The organism is Methylobacterium sp. A52T (genome assembly GCF_053346095.1).
The window spans coordinates 56,346-79,554 of record NZ_JBKFBI010000009.1 but is presented as its reverse complement, the minus strand read 5'-3'; the positions used below and the strand labels follow the sequence as shown (position 1 = coordinate 79,554).

General features: G+C 72.9%; 22 protein-coding genes. 17 read left to right on the top strand and 5 right to left on the bottom strand.

Features of this window, described 5'->3' with window-relative positions:
* From ACLBYE_RS04355 to ACLBYE_RS04330, 6 genes are all read left to right on the top strand, one after another.
* The coding region (locus tag ACLBYE_RS04355) for a DNA translocase FtsK (RefSeq protein WP_447693187.1) at positions 1 to 1,660 on the top strand (1,660 nt) is incomplete at its 5' end.
* Positions 1,661 to 2,147: 487 nt separating this feature from the next.
* A complete protein-coding gene (locus tag ACLBYE_RS04350; RefSeq protein ID WP_447693186.1) occupies positions 2,148 to 2,630 on the top strand; it encodes an Hsp20 family protein in 483 nt (160 codons plus the stop codon).
* Between the two features lie 171 nt (positions 2,631 to 2,801).
* Complete coding sequence (locus tag ACLBYE_RS04345; protein ID WP_447693185.1) at positions 2,802 to 3,320, top strand: Hsp20/alpha crystallin family protein; 519 nt, start codon at positions 2,802 to 2,804, stop codon at positions 3,318 to 3,320.
* Positions 3,321 to 3,472: 152 nt separating this feature from the next.
* Positions 3,473 to 3,904: a hypothetical protein gene (locus ACLBYE_RS04340; protein ID WP_447693184.1), complete on the top strand. Its 432-nt coding sequence runs from the start codon at positions 3,473 to 3,475 to the stop codon at positions 3,902 to 3,904.
* A gap of 16 nt (positions 3,905 to 3,920) precedes the next feature.
* Entirely contained in the window at positions 3,921 to 4,262 is a 342-nt protein-coding gene (locus ACLBYE_RS04335; protein ID WP_447693183.1) for a hypothetical protein, read from the top strand.
* A gap of 24 nt (positions 4,263 to 4,286) precedes the next feature.
* Positions 4,287 to 4,643 (top strand): hypothetical protein, encoded by a 357-nt coding sequence (locus tag ACLBYE_RS04330; protein WP_447693182.1) that lies wholly within the window; start codon positions 4,287 to 4,289, stop codon positions 4,641 to 4,643.
* Between the two features lie 14 nt (positions 4,644 to 4,657).
* Here the strand turns inward: ACLBYE_RS04330 and ACLBYE_RS04325 are convergent, their stop codons facing one another.
* The 3 genes from ACLBYE_RS04325 to ACLBYE_RS04315 form a co-directional block, all read right to left on the bottom strand.
* Positions 4,658 to 5,698, bottom strand: coding sequence for an aldose epimerase family protein (locus ACLBYE_RS04325; RefSeq protein ID WP_447693181.1), 1,041 nt, complete (start codon positions 5,696 to 5,698; stop codon positions 4,658 to 4,660).
* 4 nt (positions 5,699 to 5,702) lie between these two features.
* Positions 5,703 to 6,977: a thermonuclease family protein gene (locus tag ACLBYE_RS04320; RefSeq protein ID WP_447693180.1), complete on the bottom strand. Its 1,275-nt coding sequence runs from the start codon at positions 6,975 to 6,977 to the stop codon at positions 5,703 to 5,705.
* Between the two features lie 246 nt (positions 6,978 to 7,223).
* Positions 7,224 to 8,156 (bottom strand): hypothetical protein, encoded by a 933-nt coding sequence (locus ACLBYE_RS04315; protein ID WP_447693179.1) that lies wholly within the window; start codon positions 8,154 to 8,156, stop codon positions 7,224 to 7,226.
* Positions 8,157 to 8,372: 216 nt separating this feature from the next.
* On the opposite strand from ACLBYE_RS04315, the gene ACLBYE_RS04310 reads away from it, so the two are divergent.
* From ACLBYE_RS04310 to ACLBYE_RS04300, 3 genes are read left to right on the top strand one after another with little or no spacing between them, the layout of a single operon-like run.
* A complete protein-coding gene (locus ACLBYE_RS04310; RefSeq protein WP_447693178.1) occupies positions 8,373 to 9,326 on the top strand; it encodes a lipid kinase in 954 nt (317 codons plus the stop codon).
* Complete coding sequence (locus ACLBYE_RS04305; protein WP_447693177.1) at positions 9,323 to 10,093, top strand: TerC family protein; 771 nt, start codon at positions 9,323 to 9,325, stop codon at positions 10,091 to 10,093. The genes ACLBYE_RS04310 and ACLBYE_RS04305 overlap by 4 nt, the downstream gene beginning before the upstream one ends.
* A gap of 16 nt (positions 10,094 to 10,109) precedes the next feature.
* Positions 10,110 to 10,895 (top strand): ABC transporter substrate-binding protein, encoded by a 786-nt coding sequence (locus ACLBYE_RS04300; protein ID WP_447693176.1) that lies wholly within the window; start codon positions 10,110 to 10,112, stop codon positions 10,893 to 10,895.
* Between the two features lie 203 nt (positions 10,896 to 11,098).
* Here the strand turns inward: ACLBYE_RS04300 and leuS are convergent, their stop codons facing one another.
* Positions 11,099 to 13,684 (bottom strand): leucine--tRNA ligase, encoded by a 2,586-nt coding sequence (gene leuS / locus ACLBYE_RS04295; RefSeq protein WP_447693175.1) that lies wholly within the window; start codon positions 13,682 to 13,684, stop codon positions 11,099 to 11,101.
* A 268-nt stretch (positions 13,685 to 13,952) separates the two neighbouring features.
* Between leuS and ACLBYE_RS04290 the strand changes: the two genes are divergently transcribed.
* Positions 13,953 to 14,660, top strand: coding sequence for a YggS family pyridoxal phosphate-dependent enzyme (locus tag ACLBYE_RS04290; RefSeq protein ID WP_447693189.1), 708 nt, complete (start codon positions 13,953 to 13,955; stop codon positions 14,658 to 14,660).
* Positions 14,661 to 14,699: 39 nt separating this feature from the next.
* Here the strand turns inward: ACLBYE_RS04290 and ACLBYE_RS04285 are convergent, their stop codons facing one another.
* Positions 14,700 to 15,257, bottom strand: coding sequence for a L,D-transpeptidase family protein (locus tag ACLBYE_RS04285; RefSeq protein WP_447693174.1), 558 nt, complete (start codon positions 15,255 to 15,257; stop codon positions 14,700 to 14,702).
* Positions 15,258 to 15,662: 405 nt separating this feature from the next.
* On the opposite strand from ACLBYE_RS04285, the gene ACLBYE_RS04280 reads away from it, so the two are divergent.
* The 7 genes from ACLBYE_RS04280 to ACLBYE_RS04250 all read left to right on the top strand — a co-directional run bounded on the left by ACLBYE_RS04280 (position 15,663) and on the right by ACLBYE_RS04250 (position 23,177).
* Positions 15,663 to 16,349, top strand: coding sequence for a response regulator transcription factor (locus ACLBYE_RS04280; RefSeq protein WP_447693173.1), 687 nt, complete (start codon positions 15,663 to 15,665; stop codon positions 16,347 to 16,349).
* A 65-nt stretch (positions 16,350 to 16,414) separates the two neighbouring features.
* Positions 16,415 to 16,906, top strand: coding sequence for a cyclic nucleotide-binding domain-containing protein (locus ACLBYE_RS04275; protein WP_447693172.1), 492 nt, complete (start codon positions 16,415 to 16,417; stop codon positions 16,904 to 16,906).
* 36 nt (positions 16,907 to 16,942) lie between these two features.
* Positions 16,943 to 17,818: a 2,3,4,5-tetrahydropyridine-2,6-dicarboxylate N-succinyltransferase gene (dapD, locus tag ACLBYE_RS04270; protein WP_447693171.1), complete on the top strand. Its 876-nt coding sequence runs from the start codon at positions 16,943 to 16,945 to the stop codon at positions 17,816 to 17,818.
* A gap of 26 nt (positions 17,819 to 17,844) precedes the next feature.
* Positions 17,845 to 18,699 carry an alpha/beta fold hydrolase gene (locus ACLBYE_RS04265; protein WP_447693170.1) on the top strand — a complete coding sequence of 285 codons (855 nt, stop codon included), beginning with the start codon at positions 17,845 to 17,847 and terminating at the stop codon, positions 18,697 to 18,699.
* Positions 18,700 to 18,848: 149 nt separating this feature from the next.
* A complete protein-coding gene (locus tag ACLBYE_RS04260) occupies positions 18,849 to 19,736 on the top strand; it encodes an acid phosphatase (RefSeq protein WP_447693169.1) in 888 nt (295 codons plus the stop codon).
* Positions 19,737 to 19,866: 130 nt separating this feature from the next.
* Positions 19,867 to 22,110: a TonB-dependent siderophore receptor gene (locus ACLBYE_RS04255; RefSeq protein WP_447693168.1), complete on the top strand. Its 2,244-nt coding sequence runs from the start codon at positions 19,867 to 19,869 to the stop codon at positions 22,108 to 22,110.
* Positions 22,111 to 22,217: 107 nt separating this feature from the next.
* On the top strand, positions 22,218 to 23,177 hold the full coding sequence (locus ACLBYE_RS04250) for an AEC family transporter (protein ID WP_447693167.1): 960 nt from the start codon (positions 22,218 to 22,220) through the stop codon (positions 23,175 to 23,177).
* Positions 23,178 to 23,209: the final 32 nt, after the last annotated feature.

Here is a 23,209-nt window from a genome sequence, read left to right as displayed (position 1 = left end):
CCCGGTCCCGCCGCGGGCCGAGCCGACCGCGTCGCGGGTGGCGCCGCCCGCCGCGCCCGTGCCGGCACGGCGCGCGCCCGCGCCGCCCGTCCGTCCCGAGGATTACGCCCTGCCCGCCCTCGACCTGCTGGCGGCCCCCCGCGGCCCGTCCCAGGCGAGCCTGATCTCGGCCGACGCCCTGGAGCAGAACGCCACGCTGCTGGAGGCGACCCTCGGCGATTTCGGCGTGCGCGGCGACATCCTGGCGGTGCGGCCGGGCCCGGTCGTGACCCTCTACGAGCTCGAGCCCGCGCCCGGCACCAAGTCCAGCCGCGTGATCGCGCTCGCCGACGACATCGCCCGCTCGATGTCGGCGGTCTCGGCCCGCGTCGCGGTCGTGCCCGGCCGGAACGCCATCGGCATCGAGCTGCCGAACGCCAAGCGCGAGACGGTCTACCTGCGCGAGCTCCTGGCCTCGACGGATTTCGCCGAGAGCAAGCACAAGCTGGCGCTGTGCTTAGGGAAAAACATCGGCGGCGAGCCGATCATCGCCGACCTCGCGCGCATGCCGCACCTCCTGGTCGCCGGCACGACCGGCTCGGGCAAGTCGGTGGCGATCAACACCATGATCCTGTCGCTGCTCTACCGGCTGAAGCCCGAGGAGTGCCGCCTGATCATGGTCGACCCGAAGATGCTGGAGCTGTCGGTCTACGACGGCATCCCGCACCTGCTCTCCCCGGTCGTCACCGACCCCAAGAAGGCGGTCATCGCCCTCAAGTGGGCCGTGCGCGAGATGGAGGAGCGCTACAAGAAGATGGCCAAGATCGCGGTGCGCAACATCGACGGCTACAACGCCCGGGTCGCCGAGGCGGCGGCGCGCGGCGAGGTGCTGACCCGGACCGTGCAGACCGGCTTCGACCGCCACACCGGCGAGGCGGTGTACGAGGACGAGGCGATGGACCTGGCGCCCCTGCCGTACATCGTGATCGTGGTCGACGAGATGGCCGACCTGATGATGGTGGCCGGCAAGGACATCGAGGGGGCGATCCAGCGCCTGGCGCAGATGGCGCGCGCGGCGGGCATCCACCTGATCATGGCGACGCAGCGCCCGTCGGTGGACGTGATCACCGGGACGATCAAGGCGAACTTCCCGACCCGGATCAGCTTCCAGGTGACGAGCAAGATCGACAGCCGCACGATCCTGGGCGAGATGGGCGCCGAGCAGCTTCTGGGCCAGGGCGACATGCTGTTCATGGCCGGGGGCGGGCGCACGACGCGGGTGCACGGGCCGTTCTGCTCGGACAGCGAGGTCGAGAGCGTGGTCGCCCACCTCAAGCGCCAGGGCCGGCCCAGCTACCTCGACGCCGTCACCGCCGACGACGAGGAGGGCGCGGCCGAGAAGGGCGGCGGCAAGGGCAAGGCCGGCGCCGCGGAGCTCGAACTGGACGGCGCCGTGTTCGACCAGGGCTCCTTCGGCGAGGCCGGCGGCGACCTCTACGACCAGGCCGTGCAGGTCGTGCTGCGCGACCAGAAGGCGTCGACGAGCTACATCCAGCGCCGGCTGCAGATCGGCTACAACCGCGCCGCCTCGCTCATGGAGCGGATGGAGATCGAGGGCATCGTCGGCCCGGCCAACCACGCCGGCAAGCGCGAGATCCTCGTGGAGGAGGCGGTCGGCTGAGAGCGGGGCCTGCCGCGTCCGCGGCACCCCCTCCCCCTCGCGGCCGACACGTGTTCGCGGTGCGGCCTGCGACGGAGCGCGACGCGCCCCCTCTCCCGAGCGGGAGAGGGACAGGGTGAGGGATGGGAAGTCTCCGGACAGGGCACGCCATCGACGCGCAGACGGGGCGCGCCGTCTTCTGAACGTTCGCGTCCCTCACCCTGTCCCTCTCCCGCACGGGAGAGGGGACCCGCGCTCTCATTCTGACGGACGGACCGACCGGGACCGCGAGCTCGTGCAACCCGCAGCTCAGCGCGAGAGGCCGCGCGGGTCGGATCACCGTATTCGGCCTGCCCCCGCTCAACCCGAAAAATTTCGCGCGGCGCGGAACCGACTTCTCACCCGCACGTTACGCGCGTGCGAGGCCTGGAAACGGGCTCGCTCTGAGGGCGCCGGGCACGGTGTCCGGCGCTGCTTGTAGTCACGTTGCTCGTCGGAGGATGTGGTTATGAGGACGTACGACGTTTCGCCCCTGTTCCGGTCGTCCATCGGGTTCGACCGCCTGTTCGAGCTGCTCAACCAGGCCGACCGCGTCGAGCCGTCGGCCGCCTGGCCGCCCTACAACATCGAGAAGGTGGCCGAGGACCAGTACCGCATCACCATGGCGGTCGCGGGCTTCACGCCCGACGAGATCGAGCTGACCCAGCAGGACACCACGCTCCTCGTCTTGGGTCAGAACGCCGCCCAGGAGGGTGAGAAGCACTATCTCTACCGCGGCATCGCGGCCCGCACGTTCCGCCAGACGTTCAATCTGGCCGAGCACGTGACGGTCGTGGGCGCGTCCCTGGAGAACGGCCTGCTCACCGTCGCGCTGAAGCGCGAGGTGCCGGAGGCGCTGAAGCCCCGCCGCATCGCCATCGGCGGCACGACGGCTATGTCCGGCCAGGACAACGCCCCGGCGCAGATCGCCCGCGAGGCCAAGGCAGCCTGAATGGCAGCCTGAATGGCAGCCTGAATGGCAGCCTGAATGGCGGCCTGATCGGACGATCCGATCCGGTGTCCCGGGCGGCGCGCCCGGGCACCCCTGTCGACACGGATGACATCCCTCGCGGACCCGCGGGCCCGTTCCCCCGACTGCACCGCATTCGATGGAGCGAGGACCATGAGCGTGAGAGATCTGATTCCCTGGAACCGCACCCCGGCCCCGGCGCCGACCGCCCTCGCGCAGGAGCCGGCCAGCCCTTTCCTGACGCTGCACCGGGAGATGAACCGCCTGTTCGACGACGTGTTCAGCGGGTTCGGCGGCGTGCCGAGCCTCGCGGGCCGCGACTTCGGCTGGCCCCATATCGAGCTGGCGGAGGCGGACGGTGCGCTGCGCGTCTCCGCCGAGCTTCCCGGGCTCGACGAGAAGGACGTCGAGCTGCTCATCGCCGACGGCGTCCTGACCCTGAAGGGCGAGAAGCGCGCGGAGACCACCGACACGGGCCGCGGCTATTCCGAGCGCAGCTACGGCCGCTTCGAGCGGTCGATCGCCCTCCCCGTGCCGGTCGACGAGGACAGGGCCGCGGCCAGATTCCGCAACGGCGTCCTCACGGTGACGCTGCCGCGCGCGGCCGAGGCGCCGGAGCGTCGCCGGCGCATCGCCATCAACGGCACCGGCGCGCCGGCCGCCAAGCACTGAGCTGGCCCTGGGCCGGCCCTCCGCGCGCCCGCCCCCCCCCCCCCCGGCCGCCCCCCCCGCGGCCGCGGACCCGAACGCATGACGCGACGGCCGGCGCGGCCCGATCGGGCGTGCCGGCCGCCCCAGCCTTTGCTCACGATGAGGAGGGTCGCATGCAGCCGATCGATACCAACCCCGTCCATCCCGCGTTCCGTCCCGAGATCGGGCGCCTCGGTCCAGTGGCGGCCGCCAGCCTGAGGCCGCCGGCGGTCGAGCCGTTCGAGGCCTTCGTGGCGCCGGGCGACGTCTTCCGGCACCCCCGGGAGGTGCTGCACTATCCCGGCCTGTCGCGGGCCGAGAAGCGGGCGATCCTGGCCTCCTGGGCCTCCGACGCCCGCGCGGTCGAATCCTGCCCGACGCTGCGCTGCCTGCCGGGCTGCCGGGCCGAGCCCGTGCCGCTGAGCGCGATCCTGGAGGCGCTCCAGGCGCTCGACGAGGGTTCGGCACCGCCCGCGGCCCCGCCGCCGCGCGAGCCGCCCGTCCCCGCGGCGCTCATCCGGCGCTGGGAGCGCGGTCCGGCCGGACCGGAGCCCCTGCTGAACTGAGCCGGGAAGACGCGCGATGGCAACCTTCGACCTGCGGGGTGGGCACGGGCTCCGGTCGCGGCGCGGCCGGCGCGGAGGGCCGGCGCGGACCACGGACGGCACGGTGCTCGGCCGCTGGCTCCTGTCCGCGGCCCTGTGCCTCGCCGCCCTGGCGGCGCCCTGCCCGGCGCCCGCCCTGCCCTGGGTGCTGGCGGCCCTGCTGAGCCTGTCGGGCTTCGCGTGGCTCGGCCGGGCGATCACGCGGGCCGGGCCGCCGGCCAACGCCCGGCACCTGACCGCCTGGGACGCGGCCCTGCTGTCCTTCGCGGCGAGCTTCGCCGTGCAATCGGCGGCGCGCCTCGGCCTCTTCGGCGGCTGAGCGCGCCCCGCCAGGGAGGCAACCATGCAAGATGGGACGATCGAAATCCGAAACGCCATCCCGCCCCGCCCGGCGGCCGCGCCCCTGCCCGACCTGGAGCGCGCCCTGGTCAACCCGGGCGCGGTGTTCGACACCCCGGCCGTGTTGCGCGATCATCCCCGGCTGCTGCCGAGCTGCAAGCGCGAGATCCTGCGGCGCTGGGCCTGGGACGAGTACCTGAAGGAGGTCGCCGCGGCGGAGGGCATGGCCGAGGGCGAGCCGTCGCGGCTCGACGCCGTGAAGGCCGCCCTCCTGGCGCTCGGCGAGGCGCGGCGTCCCGATCCCGCCGCGCCGGCCGCCGCGATCCCGGCGCCGCGGGCGCTTGATCGCGCGGCGGCCTGAGCGCGCCGCGACCGTCACACGACCGAGAACCGGAACTCTGTGGCGGCCGCGAAGGTCTCGCCCGGCCGCAGGACCGCGGAGGGGAAGCCGGGCTGGTTCGGCGCGTCCGGAAAGCCCTGCGTCTCGAAGCAGACGCCGTCGCCCGAGCGGTAGATCCGCCCGGACGGGCCGATCAGGCGGCCGTCGAGGTTGTTGCCGCTGTAGAGCTGCAGCGCCGGCCGCGTGGTCCAGACGTCGAGCCGCCGCCCGCTGCCGGGATCGACGCAGGTGGCGGCCGGCCGCAGCGTCCCGGCGGCCCCGCGCAGCGCGAAGGTGTGGTCGTAGCCCTTGGCGTAGGTGAGCTGCGGGTCCCCGGCGCGAATCCGCGCCTCCAGGGCCCGCGGCGCGCGGAAATCGAACGGCGTCCCGGCGACCGGCAGCAGCGCGCCGGTGGGGATCTGGGTCGCGTCGGTCGGGGCGAAGGCGTCCGCCTCGACCTGCACGATGTGGCCGAGGACGCTGCCCGCCCCCTCGCCGGCGAGGTTGAAGTAGCTGTGGTTCGTGAGGTTCAGGACCGTGGGCCGGTCGGTCGCCGCGGCGTAGTCCACGCGCAGCACGCCCTCCGCGGGCAGGCTGTAGGTGACGCGGACGTCGAGAGTGCCCGGAAACCCCTCTTCCCCGTCCGGCGAGCGGCGGCTCAGGACGAGGCGCGTCGCGTCGCTGAACTCCGCCCGCCACAGGCGCCGGCCGAAATTCTCCGGGCCGCCGTGGAGGGTGTTGGGGGGCTCGTTCACCGGCAGCCGGTAGTCGTGCCCGTCGAGGCCGAAGCGCCCGCCCGCGATCCGGTTCGCGTAGCGCCCGACGATCGCGCCGAAGCTCGGGCTCACGGTCTCGTAGCCCGCCAGGGTGTCGAGGCCGAGCACGACGCTGGCCGGACGGCCGGCGCGGTCGGGCACCTCGATCGCCGTGACGGCCGCGCCGTACTCGATGACGGCGACGCGCAGGCTGCCCCGGTTCAGGGTATGACGGCCGACCGGTCGGCCGTCCGCCGTCGTGCCGAACGGTTCGGCCGGCATCCGGCTAGCGCTTCCAGACGCCGAGCCGCTCGCTCCGGGCGTGGTCCTCGGCCGCGACTAGCTCGGGGCTCGCCTCCGGGGCGGCGCGGCCGCCGCCGTTGAACAGCACCACCTCGGAGAGGTCGCGCCCGTCCACGAGGCAGTTCATGTTCGCGCTGCCGGGGGCCGGCTGGCAGGTCACCGACCGGTTGCCGATGTACCGGGCCAGCTCCTCCGCCTGGCCGCCCCGCACCCACTCGACGCCGAACAGGTGCACGACCTTGCCGCCGACCTTGAGGGTCGCGGTATCGATCACCTGGGCCTGTCCGGTCACGGCGTTCGGCGGCAGCGGCGCGTCGGGCTCGGGATCGCCGCCGGTCTCGGGGGGCGGCGTCACCGTGTCGGGGGCCGAGGCCGGGGGGGCCGCGGGCCGCGCGTTCGGCGCGGCAGCGCTCGGGGCCTCCGCGCGGGAATCCGTGCGGGAAGCGGTCGGGGCGGCGGGGCGCCCGGAATCGGGCGCGGAGCGGTCCAGCACGAGCCCCGCGGCGAGGATCGCCACCAGGGTGCCGGCGACGGCGCCGAGGAGCAGCCGGCGCTGCCGGCGCGCGCCGTCATCGATCCCGCCCCCGCCGAGGCTGAGGCGGTCGCGCAAATGGCCGAGGCCGTCGCGCAGCGTCTCGCCGAACCGTCCGGGACCGCTGTTCCAGGCCGCCGCCGGATCCGCGCCCGCGGCCGGCCCGGCCTCCGCGTCGACGGGCGGGCGGGCGAAGCGTCCGCGCAGGTTCGTCCGCAAACTGGCGAACCGGCCGGCGGCGGTCTGCGCCAGCACGCGGCCCTGCTCGGAGGAGCGCTCCGCCAGGGAGCGCGCCCGCTCGGACTGGGTCCCGACGAAGCGGGCGGTCGCGGCCTTCATCTCGTAGGCGCCGCTCAGCAGGGACGAGTCCCGGGCCTCCTCGGCGGTCGCCGGGGCCGGTTCGGGCTCGGGCTCCGGCGGCAGGAACAGGGCGGGATGGCGCGCGCGCAGTTCCGCGACGAGGTCCGCCAGGGTCATCGGCTCGGAGGTGCCCTCCCGCCGCCGCGCGGCCCCGTGGCGGTCGAGGACGCGGAGGCCGGTCCCGGACTCGTCCGGGGCGCAGGCGGCCTCGGCCAGGAGCTCCAGGGTCCGGACCGCGACGGGACGCGGACGCGCGCGCGCGATCTCGGCCCGGATCGTCTCGCGCAGGGCGAGGCGGCCGGGACTGTCGAGAACCGGCCGGGCCGGCTCCGTCTCCTGTTGCTCCACCACCGTTGAAGACGTCATTCACCCGATCCCGGCATCACCGACGCGCGGCGCGAAGGAAGCTCGATCGCGCCTCCCGACGAAGGGCGCCCGCGGGCGCCCCACGGAACGCCCGACCCGCAGGACCGATCCCGCGACGCGCCCCGCCGCACGCTTCCCTCGCTGGCGCCCTTCCTAGCCGCCCTTGCGGGCGTTCTTGTAGGGGCCGCCGCACACCCCGCGCGAGCCCGTGCCCGCCGCGCGGTGGCGGACCGCGACGCGCGGCTCTTACGCCTTGCCGGGCGAGGCGGCCAGGGTTCCAGCCTGGATGCTCCGCCGCAGGACGCGACCGGTCTCGCCGAGGATGTAGGGCCGCGTCCCGGCGAAACCCACCTCCAAGACCAACTCGGCCTCGCCGCTGGACACGGCGCCCCGGCCCGGATTGGCGGTGCGGAAATCGACGATCGTGCGGATCGTGCAGGTCTCGGTGTCGCAGGCGGCGCGCATCGCCCGCGGCTCGTAGCGCCGCTCGGGCCAGCGCTGGACGAAGCTGCGTTTCTCGGCGACCAGGGCCGCCGTGGTGATCGGCCGCCCGTAGAAGCGCACGCGGGTCGCGTAGTACTGGGTCGCGGCCCCGACCATGGTGTCGCTCGGGCCCGAGACGGTGGCGAGGTAGCTCGTCGTCAGCGCCCGGGCGGCGGCCACGCGCTCCGCCGACGCGCCCGGCGCCGAGGCGGTCGCGGCCGGCGTCTCGGCGAGCCGGTGCGGGTGGCGCCCGGGGTGGTGCAGGTGTTCCCGGACCGGCGGACGCTCCAGGGCGGCCGCCCGCTTCGGGCCCGGAACGCGCGTGGCCGCCGCCTTCGGCAGGGCGTCCTCGCCCGGCTCGGGTCTGGCGGCCTGCCGGACCGGCTCGGCGGAGCGCACCGGCGCTTTCGCAGATTCCTTCGTCGATTCCTTCGCCGCCTCCTGCGTCGGTTCCTTCCCCGGACCCTGGGCGGAACCCTGCGCCGGCGCGGCGGCCCGGGGCGGCGGGTCGACCCAGGCGCTCTGGGCGGCGGCACCGCCCGCGAGGGCGAACGGCAGGAGCATGCCGAGGGCGAGGGCCTGGGGACGGACGGGACGTGTGGCGGACATCGGTGCCTTCCTGGCGGCCGGGGCGGGCATCATGGAGAACGCGCCCGCGTGGGTCGGGGGTTCCACGAAGGGCTCGGGCGCGCCCACATCCTGCCGAACTCCGCGACGGCGACCAGCCCGGAATTGCGGGGATGATGGGGTTGCGTTCGTGCGTTTGGGTACCAAGTCGGGGACAGACTTGGCCTTTGGCCGGTCCCGGGTTCCCCTACCGCGTTCCAGACTGCCCGCTCCCCCGTGCACCGAGGATCCCTTGGCCCGACCTGAGACCGAGTCGCCCGCCGGCCCGCTTCCCGGGAGCGCGCGATGAGCACGCAGCCGCGCCGGGCCCTGCTGCTCTGCAACGCCAAGGCGCGCAACGGCGCCCTGGATCTCGACGAGGTGCGGGCGATCCTGCGGGCGGGCGGCATCGAGCCGGAGGAGCCGCCGCCGGATGCCGATTGCCGCGACGTGATCCGCGACCGGGCCGGCGCGGTCGATCTCGTGATCCTGGGCGGCGGCGACGGCACCATGAACTACGCCGCGCCCGCCCTGGTGGCGAGCGGCCTGCCCTTCGCGATCCTGCCGCTCGGCACGGCGAACGACCTCGCCCGCTCCCTCAACCTGCCGCTCGACCCCCTGGCGGCGGCCCGCTTCATCCCGACCGCGCAGGCGCGGCCGGTGGATCTCGGCTGGGTCAACGGCCACTACTACTTCAACGTGGCGAGCATCGGCTTCTCGGCGGAGCTCGCGGGCGAGCTGACGTCCGAATCGAAGAAGACCTGGGGCGTCCTCGGCTACGCGGTGGCGGCCGTCCGGGTCTTGCGCCGGGTCCGGCCCTTCACGGTGACGATCGAGCACGACGGCGTGGTGGAGAAGGTCACCACGATCCAGGTCTCGGTCGGCAACGGGCGCCACTACGGCGGCGGCATGACCGTGGAGGAGAGTGCCGCGGTGGATGACGGCAAGCTCGATTTCTACAGCCTGGAGATCAAGCACTGGTGGCGGCTCCTCGCGCTGCTGCCCGCCCTGCGGCGGGGCACGCATGGACGGGCCGCCGACGTGCGGGCGTTCCACACCCAGGAGATCCGGCTCTCGACCCGCAGGCCCCGGCCGGTGAACACCGACGGCGAGCTGACCACGCGCACGCCCGCCCATTTCAAGGTCTTCCCGAAGATCCTGCAGGTCCTGGCGCCCGAACCGGTGCGCGGACCGGCCCCCTTCGACCTGACAGCCCTCGGGAGCCGCCTGTTCCCGACCAGCGAGGCACCGCGCCCGTGACCGATCTGCTTCAGCTCGCCAGTCAGCCCGCCGTCTGGGCTGCCCTCGCCACGCTCGTGGTGATGGAGGTGGTGCTCGGCATCGACAACCTGATCTTCATCTCGATCCTGACCAACAAGCTGCCGCCCGAGCATCAGACGCGGGCGCGGCGCATCGGGATCGGGCTGGCGCTGATCCTGCGGCTCGGGCTGCTCGGCACGGTGGCGTTCATCGTGCACCTGACGGAGCCGGTCTTCTCGGTGCTGGGCCAGGACTTCTCCTGGCGCGACATGATCCTGATCGGCGGCGGCCTGTTCCTGCTCTGGAAGGCGACCAAGGAGATCCACCACACGGTGGATCCTGAGCCCGAGACCCCGGGAGTGACCGGGGGCGCGATCGGGTTCGGCGCGGCGATCGGCCAGATCCTGCTCCTCGACCTCGTCTTCTCCATCGACTCGATCATCACCGCGGTCGGCATGACCGAGCACGTGCCGGTGATGATGGTGGCGGTCGTGGTCGCCGTGGTGGTGATGCTGGTCGCCGCCGAGCCGCTCTCGGCCTTCATCGCTCGGAACCCCACCGTGGTGATGCTGGCCCTCGGCTTCCTGATCATGATCGGCATGACGCTGATCGCCGAGGGGTTCGGCGCGCACGTGCCGAAGGGCTACATCTACACCGCGATGGCCTTCTCGGCCGGCGTCGAGGGCCTCAACATGCTGGCCCGCCGGCGTCGCCGTCCCGCCCGGAACGGCGACGCCGCGTCGACCGGGCCGGCGCGGCGCGCCTGAGGGCGGAGCGATTCTCATGCGGATCCGCGCGGCCCTCCTGCTCCTGCTCCTCCCCGCCGCCGTCCACGCGGAGACGAAACCGATGGCGCCCGATCCGGCGATCCTGCACGACCTCGCCCCCACCGGTACGCTCCGGGCGGCGATCAACCTCGGCAACCCGGTCCTGGCCCAGGGCGGCGCCGACGGCCCCGCGGGGGTCTCGGTCGACCTCGCGCGGGCGCTGGCGGCCCAGCTCGGCGTGCCGGTGGCGTTCGTGACCTTCCCGGGAGCCGGCGCGGTCTCGGGCTCGGCGGGCTCCGGGACCTGGGACATCTGCTTCCTGGCGATCGACCCGAAGAGGGCGGAGGGGATCGCCTTCACGGAGCCCTACGTGCTGATCGCCGGCAGCTACCTCGTGCCGGCCGCCTCGCCGATCCGCTCCCCGGAGGCGGTGGACCGCGACGGCGTGCGCGTCTCGGTGGGGCGCGGGAGCGCCTACGACCTGTTCCTGACCCGCGCGCTCCAGCACGCGACCCTGGTGCGGGCGCCGACCTCGGCCGAGGCGGTCACGGCCTTCGCCCGCGACGGGCTCGACGTCGCGGCCGGCGTGCATCAGCCCCTCGCCGCCTACGCGGCGGCACACCCGGAGGTGCGGCTGCTGCCGGGGCACTTCATGGAGATCCCGCAGGCGATGGGAATGCCGGTTGGGCATCCGGCCGGCGCCGCGTATCTCGCGGATTTCGTCGCGCGGGCGAAGCGGGACGGGCTGGTGCGGCGCGGCCTGGAGGCCAGCGGACAGGATCCGGATCTGGCGGCGCCGTGAGCGGCGAGCCGGATCGCCGACCCTGTCCCCGGGCGCGGCGCCTTCACCGAGCGTGAGATCTTTCGGCCGGCGTCACGCGCTCCGTCATCACGAGCGAAGCGAAGTGACCCAGGGTAGCGCGACCTCGGAGGTCGTCGTGCAACTGGGTCGCTTCGCTCCGCTCGCAGAGACGGTCAGATCGATGCCATCAACCGGACGTCGGATCACACCACGAGGTTCACGATCCGCCCCGGCACCACGATCACCTTCCGCGGCGCCTTGCCCTCCAGCACCTTCTGGACGGCCTCCAGCGCCAGGGTCGCGGCCTCCACGGCCTTGGCGTCGGCGTCCCGCGGCACGGTCACGTCCGCGCGCTTCTTGCCGTTGATCTGGACCGGCAGGGTGATCTCGTCCTCGACGAGGAGTCCCGCCTCGGTCTCGGGCCAGGGCGCCTGGGCGACGAGGCCGCCGCGGCCGAGGACGGACCAGCACTCCTCGGCGAGGTGCGGCATCATCGGGGCGATGAGCTGCACCAGGATGCCGGCGGCCTCCTGGGCGGCCTGCCCCGAGACCGGGCCGCGCAGGCCGTCCTCCAGGGCGTTGGCCAGGGTGTAGATGTGGGCGACGCAGCGGTTGAAGCGCAGGCGCTCGATATCGTCCTGCACGGAGGCGAGCGCCCGGTGGGCGGCCTTGCGCAGGGTCAGGTCCGCGGCGCCGTCGCCCGCCGCCTGCCCGGCGGCGTTGACCAGGCGCCAAACCTTCTGGACGAACCGGGCCGCGCCCTGCACGCCCTCCTCGGTCCAGATCACGTCGCGCTCGGGCGGCGAGTCGGACAGCATGAACCAGCGCGCCGTGTCGGCCCCGTAGCTCGCGATGATGTCGTCGGGGTCGACCACGTTCTTCTTCGACTTCGACATCTTCTCGATCGGGCCGATCGCGATCGGCGCCTGAGTTTTCACGTGAAACGCGCGGCGCTCGCCCTCCTCGGTGGCGAAGCGGATCTCGGCCGGGGGCAGCCAGGCGCCGGCCGCGTCCTTGTAGGTCTCGTGGACGACCATGCCCTGCGTGAACAGGCCGGCGAAGGGCTCGGCCACGCCGGCCCAGCCGGTCTCGCGCATCGCCCGCATGAAGAACCGGGCGTAGAGCAGGTGCAGGATCGCGTGCTCGATGCCGCCGATATACTGGTCCACCGCCAGCCAGCGATCGACCACGGCGCGGTCGGTGGGCGCGTCCGCCAGCCAGGGCGCGGTGAAGCGCGCGTAGTACCAGGACGAGTCGACGAACGTGTCCATCGTGTCGGTCTCGCGCCGGGCCGGGGCGCCGCAATGCGGGCAGGGCACGTTCCGCCACGCCGCGTCCCGCTCCAGCGGGTTGCCGGGCTGGTCGAACGACACCTCCTCGGGCAGCCTCACCGGCAGGTCGGCCACCGGCACCGGGACCGGGCCGCAGCTGTCGCAGTGGATGATCGGGATCGGGCAGCCCCAGTAGCGCTGCCGGGAGACGCCCCAGTCGCGCAGGCGGAACTGGACCTTGCGCTTGGCGACCCCCTCGCCTTCCAGGCGACGCGCCACGGCCTCGAAGGCCTCGCCGGTGCTCATCCCGTCGAGGAAGCGCGAGTTGATCATCCGCCCGTCCTCGACATAGGCGGTGTCGGTGATGACGAACGTCGCCGGATCCTGCCCCTCCGGGCAGACCACCGGCGTGTTGCCGAGCCCGTACTTGTTGGCGAAGTCGAGGTCGCGCTGGTCGTGCGCCGGGCAGCCGAACACCGCGCCGGTGCCGTACTCCATGAGCACGAAGTTCGCGACGTAGACCGGCAGCTCCCAGGACGGGTCGAGCGGATGGCGCACGGTCAGGCCGGTGTCGAAGCCGTGCTTCTCGGCGGTGTCGATCGCGGCCTGGGCGGTGCCGGTGCGGCGGCACTCCTCGATGAAGGTCTGCAGCTCCGGCCGTCCCTCGGCCAGAGCGGCGGCCAGGGGATGGTCGGCGGCGATCGCCAGGAACTTGGCGCCGAACAGGGTGTCGGGCCGGGTCGTGTAGACGGTCACGGATTCGGGCGCGCCGGTCACCGGCCGGGCGAGGCCGAACTGGACCTCCAGGCCCTCCGAGCGGCCGATCCAGTTCTTCTGCATCAGCCGGACCTTCTCCGGCCAGCGGTCCAGACCGTCGAGGGCGGTCAGCAGATCCTCGGCGAAATCGGTGATCTTGAAGAACCACTGGGTCAGCTCGCGCTGCTCCACCAGCGCACCGGAGCGCCAGCCGCGGCCGTCGATCACCTGCTCGTTGGCCAGCACCGTGTGGTCCACCGGGTCCCAGTTGACCTTGGCGGTGCGGCGGGTGACGAGGCCCTTGCCCAGGAAGTCGAGGAACATGCGCTGCTGGTGCTTGTAGTAGTCGGGATCGCAGGTCGCGATCTCCCGGCTCCAGTCGAGCGACAGGCCCATGGCCTTCAGCTGGTCGCGCATCGAGGCGATGTTGGCGTAGGTCCAGTCCCGCGGGTTGACCTTGCGCTCCATGGCGGCGTTCTCGGCCGGCAGGCCGAAGGCGTCCCAGCCCATCGGGTGCAGCACGTTGAAGCCGCGCGCGCGCTTGTAGCGGGCGACCACGTCGCCCATCGCGTAGTTGCGGACGTGGCCCATGTGGATGCGCCCCGACGGGTAGGGGAACATCTCGAGCACGTAGTATTTCGGGCGGCCGTCGGCATTGTCGGTCTCGAACAGCCGCTTCTCGGCCCAGGCCTCCTGCCAGCGCGGCTCGGCATCCTTGGCGTTGTAGCGCTCGACGGGCTGGGGGGCGGTGCTGGCGGTCATGGATCCGGCTGCGTCAGGGGCTCGTCGGTCATTCCGAAGGATGACCGCGGCACGTTCGCGCCGCGATAGCATATCTGCGCCGCAGCCGGTCAACGCGGCGCGCGATTCGGGCTTGCGCGGGGCGCGCGAACGCATAGGTCGGCGGGGATCGGGCGCGACGACGACGCGCGCCGAGGCTCATACCGCGCAGACCGGCGCCCGGCAGCGACAGGACAGGCACGCCATGGACGACGCGACGACCGGCACGAATGCTCCGCCGACCGACGGGATGGGGCAGAGGACCGACAAGCTCCCCGTCGGTCAGGCCGATGTCGCGGCCGGTCTCGCCGAGGTGCGCGCCGCCATCGCCCGCGCGGCCGAGGATTCGGAGCGCGACCCGGCCGAGGTGCAACTCGTGGCGGTCTCCAAGACCGTCCCGGCCGAGGGCATCCTGCCGGCGCTGAAGGCCGGCCATCGCGTCTTCGGCGAGAACTACGTCCAGGAATCCACCGCGAAGTGGCCGGCCCTCCGCCACCGCTTCCCGGACGTGGAACTGCACCTCGTCGGGCCGCTGCAATCCAACAAGGCCCGGGAGGCGGTGGCGCTGTTCGACGTGATCCACTCCCTCGACCGGCTGTCGCTCGCGGCGGCCCTGGCCAAGGAGATCGAGCGGTCCGGCCGGACGCCGAAGCTGCTCATCCAGGTCAATACAGGCGCGGAGCCGCAGAAGGGCGGCGTGCTCCCGGACCAGCTCGCCACCCTCCTCTCGGAGTGCCGGGAGACCCACGGGCTGGCGATCCAGGGCCTGATGTGCATCCCACCCGCGGACGACCCGCCCTCGGCCCATTTCGCCCTGCTGGCCCGGCTCGCCCACGAGCACAACCTGCCGATCCTCTCCATGGGCATGAGCGCGGACTTCCCGGCGGCGATCCAGCTCGGCGCCACACATGTCCGGGTCGGGACCGCGATCTTCGGGGCCCGGATCCGGAAGGCCTGAAGCCGGACCTGGACCCGGGCCTGAAGCTGGGCCCGGGCCTCAGCCGATCCGCAGGTGCGTCCGCGGCCCGAGGCGCCGGAGCAGGCGCAGGAGGTCGGCCCGGGCCAGGGCGACGCAGCCCTCCGTGGGGCGGTAGCCGTCCCGGGCGATGTGCAGGAAGATCGCCGAGCCCCGCCCCTTCCGGATCGGGGCGCGGTTGTAGTCGAGGTCGATCACCACGTCGTAGAGTCCGTCGCCCCGCCACATCGATTCGGCGCTGACCCCCGGGGCCGGCAGGCGGATCGGCCGGTTGTAGCGGCGGTCCCGGCTCTCGTCGCACCAGCCGTCGTCGGGGCGGGTCGCCCGCAGGGGCAGCAGCGTGCGCGGCCGGACCGCGAGGTGATCGGGCCGGTACGCGCCGCCGCGCAGGCGGAAGCGCCCGCGCGGCGAGCCGCCGTCGCCCTCGCGCTTGTCGCCGACGATCCCGCCCGCCCCGAGGGCGCAGGGAATCACCGCCGGGCCGACGAGGAGCTGCCCGCGCCGCCGGTCCCCGACGAGGGCGCGGACGCGGATCTCCCCCAGGGTCAGGCGGATGTGTCCCCTGCTCGGCCGCCGCATCTCCGTCCTCCCCAATCCGTCCTCCCCAATCCGTCCGCCCCAATCCGTCCGATCCCAGGGCCTTATGCCCGGGATCGGTACTTCGAACCGGTGAAAAATTGCGCGCAAGGCAACTTCCGGCCACAAAGGATGCTCTATCTCTCGGTTGAACCCGGGCCGCCGAGCCGGGATTCGGGAGCGCGCCAGCCCCCCGCCGCGCCGCGGGGACCGCCGCCGTGATCCCGGAGCGGCGCGCCCCCGATCCCGCAGCCCGTTCGCCGGGGCGCTTGTCACGGCGGCGAAAGGATGCGGAAACACAAGCCTGGGTAGGGTCGTCGCGCGATCCTGCCGAGATCTGACATCATCGCATGCTGCACCCGGCAGGCGGCCCTCGCCCCTCCCGCAGCACGCACTGGGGCCCGGACGATGCCGAATGTCTACCGCCTGCTGATCTGCGACGACGACGCGGTCCTGCGCGATACCCTGACCGAGCAGCTCGATCTCTGCGAGGAGTTCACGGTCTTCACCGAGGCCAACGCCACCGACGCGATCCGGCGGGTCGCCGCGGAGCGGATCGACCTCGCCGTCATGGATGTCGGCCTGCCCGACCTCGACGGGCGCGAGGCCGTGCGCCGGATGCGCGCCGGCGGCTTCCGCGGCCCGGTGATCATGCTGACCGCCCAGGATTCCGAGGCGGACCACGTCGAGGGGCTGGAGGCCGGCGCCAACGACTACGTCACCAAGCCGTTCAAGTTCGGCATCCTGCTGGCCCGGATCCGCGCCCACCTGCGCAGCCACGAGGCCTCCGAGGACGCGGTGTTCCAGATCGGACCCTACACGTTCCGCCCGGGGGCCAAGCTCCTCGTCGGCGAGCGCGGCTCCAAGCTGAAGCTCACCGAGAAGGAGACCGCGATCCTGCGCTTCCTCTACCGGGCGGGCCGGGCCGTGGTGAACCGCGACACCCTGCTGGCCGAGGTCTGGGGCTACAACGCCCAGGTGACCACGCACACGCTGGAGACGCATATCTACCGGCTGCGCCAGAAGATCGAGCCGAACCCCGCCACCGCCGCGATCCTCGTGACCGAGGGCGGCGGATACAAGTTGCTGCCCTGACGAATTGAAGCTTTACGTGTAGGCGATCCGGCGGGTTCGCGTATGCGCAGGGTGGTGAGGCGTTCTTGGGGCTCGACGACGATATCGCGATCCTCGCGGCCGCGCCGCTGTTCGGCTTCCTCGACCGGGACGCCCTGCGCCTGCTGACCTTCGCGGCCGAGCGGCGCGACCTCGCGGACGGCGACCTGCTCTTCGCCCGCGGCGACCCGGCCGACGGCGGCTTCGTGGTGATGGCGGGCACGGTCCGGCTGGAGCCCCGGGTCGCGGGGGCCGAGCCGGTGCGGGCCGGGCGCTCGGCGCTGATCGGCCAGCTCGCGCTGTTCGTGCGCGGGACGCGCCCGACCGAGGCCCGGGCCGAGGGGAGCGCCGCGGTGATGCGGATCACGCCGACGCTGATGCGCCGCGTGCTGGAGGAGTTCCCCGCCGCCGCGCAGGCCGTCCACGACACCCTGGCGGACGACCTCGCCGGGCTGGTGACCGATCTCGATCAGGTCCGCGAACTGCTCGAGGTCATCGACGGCATCTCCTCAGGTGACAGCTCCGGTGGCCGCTTGTAAGCACGGGCTCCCGCCGCAAGAGTTCTGACCCGTCCCATGTCCCAGGCCGGCAAGCCCCACTCCGATCTCGCCCATTCCGATCTCGCCCAGACCATCGAAGCCGCCTGGGAAGACCGCGCCAACGTGTCGACCGCCACGCGGGGCGCGGTGCGCGAGGCGGTCGAGGCGGCCCTGGATCTGCTCGATTCGGGTAAGGCCCGCGTCGCCGAGAAGTCCGGCAACCACGACTGGGTGGTGAACCAGTGGCTGAAGAAGGCGGTGCTGCTCTCCTTCCGCCTCAACGACATGGCGACGATCGAGGGCGGCCCCGGCGGCGCGCCCTGGTGGGACAAGGTCGCGTCGAAATTCGCCGGCTGGGGCGAGGCCGAGTTCCGCGCCGCGGGCCTGCGCGCCGTGCCGGGCTGCTTCGTCCGCCGGGGCTCCTACATCGCTCCCGGCGCCGTGCTGATGCCGAGCTTCGTCAATCTCGGCGCCCATGTCGGCGAGGGCACGATGGTCGACACCTGGGTGACGATCGGCTCCTGCGCGCAGGTCGGGAAGAACTGCCACATCTCGGGCGGCGCCGGCATCGCGGGCGTCCTGGAGCCGCTCCAGGCCAACCCGGTGATCATCGAGGACGATTGCTTCATCGGCGCCCGCGCCGAGGTGGCGGAGGGCGTCATCGTCGGCCAGGGCAGCGTCCTGTCCATGGGCGTCTATATCGGCGCCTCCACCAAGATCGTCGACCGGACCACCGGCGAGGTCATGTATGGCCGGGTGCCGCCCTACTCGGTGGTCGTCTCGGGCACGATGCCCGGCAAGGCGCTGCCGGACGGCACGCCGGGCCCGGGGCTCTACTGCGCGGTGATCGTCAAGCGCGTCGATGCCGGCACGCGGTCCAAGACCGCCATCAACGAGCTGCTGCGCACCTGATTCATCCGGGACCTGGCGGGAGCGCGATGGAGACGTCCGAGCTGACCCTGACGGTGGCGGGCCGGACGGTGCCGACCCCCTGCGACCGGATCGGGGCGGGGCCGGACGCGCTCCTGCTCCCGGCCCTGTCGACCATCTCGGCGCGGGCCGAGATGCGCGGCCTCGCCGGCCTGCTCGGGACGGAGTACCGCTGCCTCGTCCCCGACTGGCCGGGCTTCGGCGCCCGGCCGCGGGCGCGGGTCCCCCTCGCCCCGGCGACCTTCCACGCCTTCCTGGACGCCCTGCTGGCCGCCGCGCCCGGACCCTACGCCCTCGGCGTCGCGGCCGGCCACGCCGCCGGCTACCTCGTGGCGGCGGCGCGGCGCCACCCAGGGGCCTTCGGGCGGCTGGTCCTGGTGGCGCCGACCTGGCGGGGGCCGCTGCCCACCGCGATGCCGGGGCGGGCGCACTGGTTCCCGCGCATCCGCCGGGCCGTCGAGGCCCCGGTCCTCGGCGAGGCGCTCTACCGGATCAACATCAGCCCGCCGATCATCGGCCGGATGATGCGCGCCCACGTCTACGCCGACGCGGCCCGGGTCACCCCGGCGGTGATCCGCGACAAGCACGCCATCACCCGCCAGCGCAACGGCCGCTTCGGCACCGCCGCGTTCGTCACCGGCGGCCTCGACCCGGTGGGCAGCCGCGACGCCTTCCTGGCCCTGTTCGGCGACGGCCTGCCGCCGACCCTGGTGCTGCGCCCCGCGGGCGCCCCGCGGCGCTCGGGCGCCGAGATGGACGCCCTCGTCGCCGGCGGCCGCGTGACCGGCGCCCCGATCCCCGGCGCCCTGAGCGCGCACGAGGAACATCCGGACGCCGTGGCCGCCGCGATCCGGGCGGCGTGAGCGCGGCGCGCGTGACAAGCGGCCCGGATCGCCGCCGCCCCGCCCTGGACAGGCGTGTGTGCCTGTGCAGGGACTGAACGGGCCGGCTGAGCCGTTCCTCCGGCAGCGGGCGCGCCCCGCAGATTCCATCCGAGAGAGTCCCGGATCCGATGCTGCGCACGCCGTCCCTGCCCCTCCTCGCCCCGGCCGCCCTCGCCCTCCTCCTGGCCGTCGCGGCCCGCGCCGAGGATTCCCCCCGCCCGGCCCTCGCGGCCCCACCGGCAACACCCGCGGCCCCGTCCCTCGGCGCCGACACGCTGAAGCCCGGCAAGCCGGCCGTGAAGCCCTACCTGGCCGACGGGGCGGTGCCGGACGCCGTCCAGTTCCTGCCCTCCCCGCCGGCCCACGACGCGCCCCTCGACAAGGCCGACCGCGCGGCCTTCAACAGCACTCGCGCCCTCAAGGGGTCGCCCCGCTGGGAGCTGGCCGCCAACGACGTGTCCGAGGGCGCCGCCGCCGTCCTGGAGAACTTCGCCTGCGTGCTCGGCACCCGGATCGATCAGGCGCGGGTGCCGGCGGTGATCAACCTCCTGGAGCGCGCCCGCCTGGATCTCGCCCGGGCGACGCGCGGACCCAAGGTCCATTACCGGCGCCTCCGCCCGTTCGTCGGCAACGAGGCGCCGATCTGCGTGCAGCGCAGTCAGGCCCTGGCCGACAGCTTCAGCTACCCGTCGGGCCACGCCACGCAGGGCTGGGCCTACGCGCTGATCCTCGCGTCCCTGGTGCCCGAGAAGGCGACCCGGATCCTGGCCCGCGGCCGGGCCTACGGCGAGAGCCGGATCGTCTGCGGCGTGCACTGGCTCAGCGACGTGGCCGCGGGACGCCTGACCGGCACGGCGGTCTTCGCCGCCCTGATGGGCGACGCGTCCTTCCGCGCCGATCTCGACAAGGCTCGCGCCGAGCTTCGCGGCGCCCTCGCCAGTCCCGGGACGGTTCCCGATCAGGCCGCCTGCACCCGGGAGGCGACCGCCCTGCGGGAGCCGCCGCTGGAGTTCTAGGCTTGAATCGATATAGATTTGAAAGCTTCTAAGTGTGTGATTCACAACACGTTTTCGGCTTGATCGAGCGGCCGTGATCGATGGTACGTGGGCCCCGGGCGCCGTGTAGAGGCGCGTTCGTGGGTCCCCGATGTCGTTTCGTTCCGCTCCGTCCGGTCTGCTCCTCGCCACCACCGCTCTGACCACCGCTCTGACCACCGTCGCCCTCGTCCCGGCGGCCGCCGCGCAGGGCGCCGCCGTCCAGCTCGACGAGATCTCAGTGGAGGCCGCCCGCCCGGCCGCCGCGGCCCCGACGGGCGGTGTCGGCGGCGGCGGCAATGTCAGCCGCGGCGACGGCGGCGGCGCGGCCACCAGCGGCGGCGGCGGCGGTCCCTCCGGCGTCACCGGCTACGTGGCGCGCGTGAGTCCCGCGGCGACCAAGACCAACACGCCCCTGCTCGAGACCCCGCAATCGGTCTCCGTGGTCACCCGCGAGCAGCTCAACGACCGCAACGTGCAGGATCTGGCCCAGGCGATCGCCTACACGCCGGGCGTGTCGAGCAGCGTGTTCGGCTTCGATCCCCGCTACGATGCCTTCTACATCCGCGGCTTCAGCGCGACCTACAACGGCATCTTCCGCGACGGCCTGCGCCTCAATGCCGTCGGCCTGACGATCCCGCGCAGCGAGCCCTACGGGCTGGACGCGGTCACCATTCTGAGGGGGCCGGCCTCGGGCCTCTACGGTCTCGGCTCGCCCGGCGGCATCGTCGACTCGACCTCGAAGCGCCCGGTCTTCGTACCCTTCGGAGAGGTGCAGTTTCAGGCCGGCAACTACGACCGCTTCCAGGGCAATTTCGACATCGGCGGCCCGGTGGCGGGCACCGACGGGACGATGGCCTACCGCGTGACCGGCGTGAAGCGCCAGTCCAACACCTACCTGCCCGGCGGAGACGACGACCGCACCTTCATCGCCCCGTCCTTCACGTGGCGCCCGGATTCCGACACCAGCTTCACGTTCCTCAGCGAATATTTCGAATCGCGCCTGCCGGGAACGTCCTTCTTCTACAACGATCCGGGCTTCCGGGTGACCAACTTCTACTCCGGCGATCCGGCGCTCAATCAGTACAAGCAGCAGCAATATCGCGTCGGCTACGCCTTCGAGCACAGATTCTCGCCGGATCTGATCTTTCGCCAGAACTTTCGCTACTACGACGTCCGCGCGGATTACGATTACACGTCGATCACGGGGCTGAACCCGGCCCGAACGCTGGGCGCGCGGACGGCCGGCGCCTACCTGGACACGCTGGGCCAGATCTCCCTCGACAACCAGCTCGAGGGCCGCTTCACCACCGGTCCGATCCAGCACACCCTGATCGGCGGGGTCGATTACGCCCATTACGACTACACGCGCGCCTTCGGTTTCGGGGCCGCGCCGGACCTCAACCTCCTGACCTTGAACTACGGGCAGCAGGTCATCGCCCGGCCGCGCTACACGAACTTCCAGAGTCAGGCGCAGGATCAGATCGGCGCCTACTTGCAGGATCAGGCCAAGCTCGGGCGCTTCGTGCTGACCCTCACCGGCCGGCACGACTGGGTCTTCCAGAACACGAGCGACCGGACGGCCGGCACGGCTGCCGACCAGACCGATCGGGCCTTCTCGGGCCGCATCGGCCTGAATTACCTGCTCACCGACTTCCTGGTGCCCTACGCCAGCTACGCCACGACCTTCACGCCGCAGGTCGGCGTCGACGTGAACGGGAACCCGTTCAAGGCCGCGACCGGCGACCAGATCGAGGCCGGCGTGAAGGCGGCCATCCCGAACACCAACATCACGACGTCGTTCTCGGGATTCGACATCGTGCAATCGTCGCTCCTGCGGCAGGATCCGAACAACATCGCCAATCAGGTCGCGACCGGTTCGGTCGAGTCGAAAGGGTTCGAGGCCGAGTTGACGGCGAACTTCGCGCCGGGAACCAACCTGACGCTGTCCTACACCCACCTCAACCTTCGCTATCTGCGCCAGACCTCCCTGATCACTGGGCGGCCGATCGACGGCAACGCCCTCTCGGGGATCCCGGGCGACAGCTTCACCGCCTTCGGGACCTATCAGTTCGGGCCCGGCTCACCGCTGGCCGGCCTGCAGCTGGGCGGCGGCCTCCGCTATGCCGGGACGAGCTTCGCCGACGACGAGAACACCGTCCGCAACCCGACCGTGACCCTGTTCGACGCGCTGGTCGCCTACGATTTCGCGGCCCTCGACCCGAAGTACCGGGGCTTCCGCGCGCAGATCAACGCGTCGAACATCTTCGACCGCAGCTACACGACCTGCCAGGCCGGGTTCTGCTATCGCGGCGCGCCCGCGACGGTCATCGGCAGCCTGATCTACCGCTGGTAGTGTCCGGGAGCGGGGGCCGCGGCATGGCAGGTCCCCGCCCCCGGCACTGGAGCCGGGATCGGAAACCGTCCTAAGGCCGGAGCACCGACCTCCGACCCGGACCCGCCATGCTCTCGACCCTGCTGGTCGTGCTGCCGATCTTCGCGCTGATCTTCGCCGGCTGGCTGGCCCGGCGCGTCGGCGTGCTCGGGGCCGCCGCCACCACCGAACTCAACCGGTTCGTGGTCTTCCTGGCCCTGCCGGCGCTGCTGTTCGACGTGACCGCGCACGCCCACTGGAGCGCCATCTGGAAGCCCGGCTTCATCGGCGCCTTCGGACTCAGCAGCCTCGCGATCTTCGCCCTCGCCGTGCTGATCCGGGGCGCTGCGGGGCGGCCGCTGGCCGACGCCGCGGTCGACGGGCTCAACGCCGGCTACGCCAATACCGGCTTCATGGGCTTCCCGCTGGCGCTCGTCGCCTTCGGCCCGGAGGCGCTCGCGCCCACCACGGTGGCGGCGATCCTCACGGTCTGCGGCGTCTTCGCGGTGGCGATCGTGCTCATCGAGACCGGGCTGCGGCGCGAGGCGGTCGCGTCGGGGAGGGGCGGGGGGGCCCGACGGCCCGTCTGGTGGACGGTCGGCCGCTCGCTGGTGCGCAACCCGCTGCTGGTGGCACCGGCGCTGGGCGCGCTGGTGCCGAGCGCCGGCCTCGCCGTGCCGGACGCGGTGGCCACGTTCCTGAAGCTCCTCGGCGGCGCGGCGGCGCCCTGCGCCCTGGTGGCGCTCGGCCTGTTCCTGGCCCAGCCCCGCCAGACCGGGGGCGGGCAGGGGCGCATTGCCGCGCTGCTCGTCGGCCTCAAGCTGGTGCTCCACCCGCTCCTGGCCTACGGCCTCGGCCGCTACCTGTTCGACCTGCCCCCGCTCCTGCTGCACACCGCGGTGCTCATGGCCGCCCTCCCCACCGGCACCGGGCCGTTCATGCTGGCGGAGTTCTACCGGCGCGAGGCCGACCTGACCGCCACCGTGGTGCTGGTCTCGACCGTGCTGGCCGTCGTGACGGTCTCGGCCTACCTCGCGGCGATCGCCTAGGCGGCCCGGTCGATCCCGGGCTCCCCGGACGG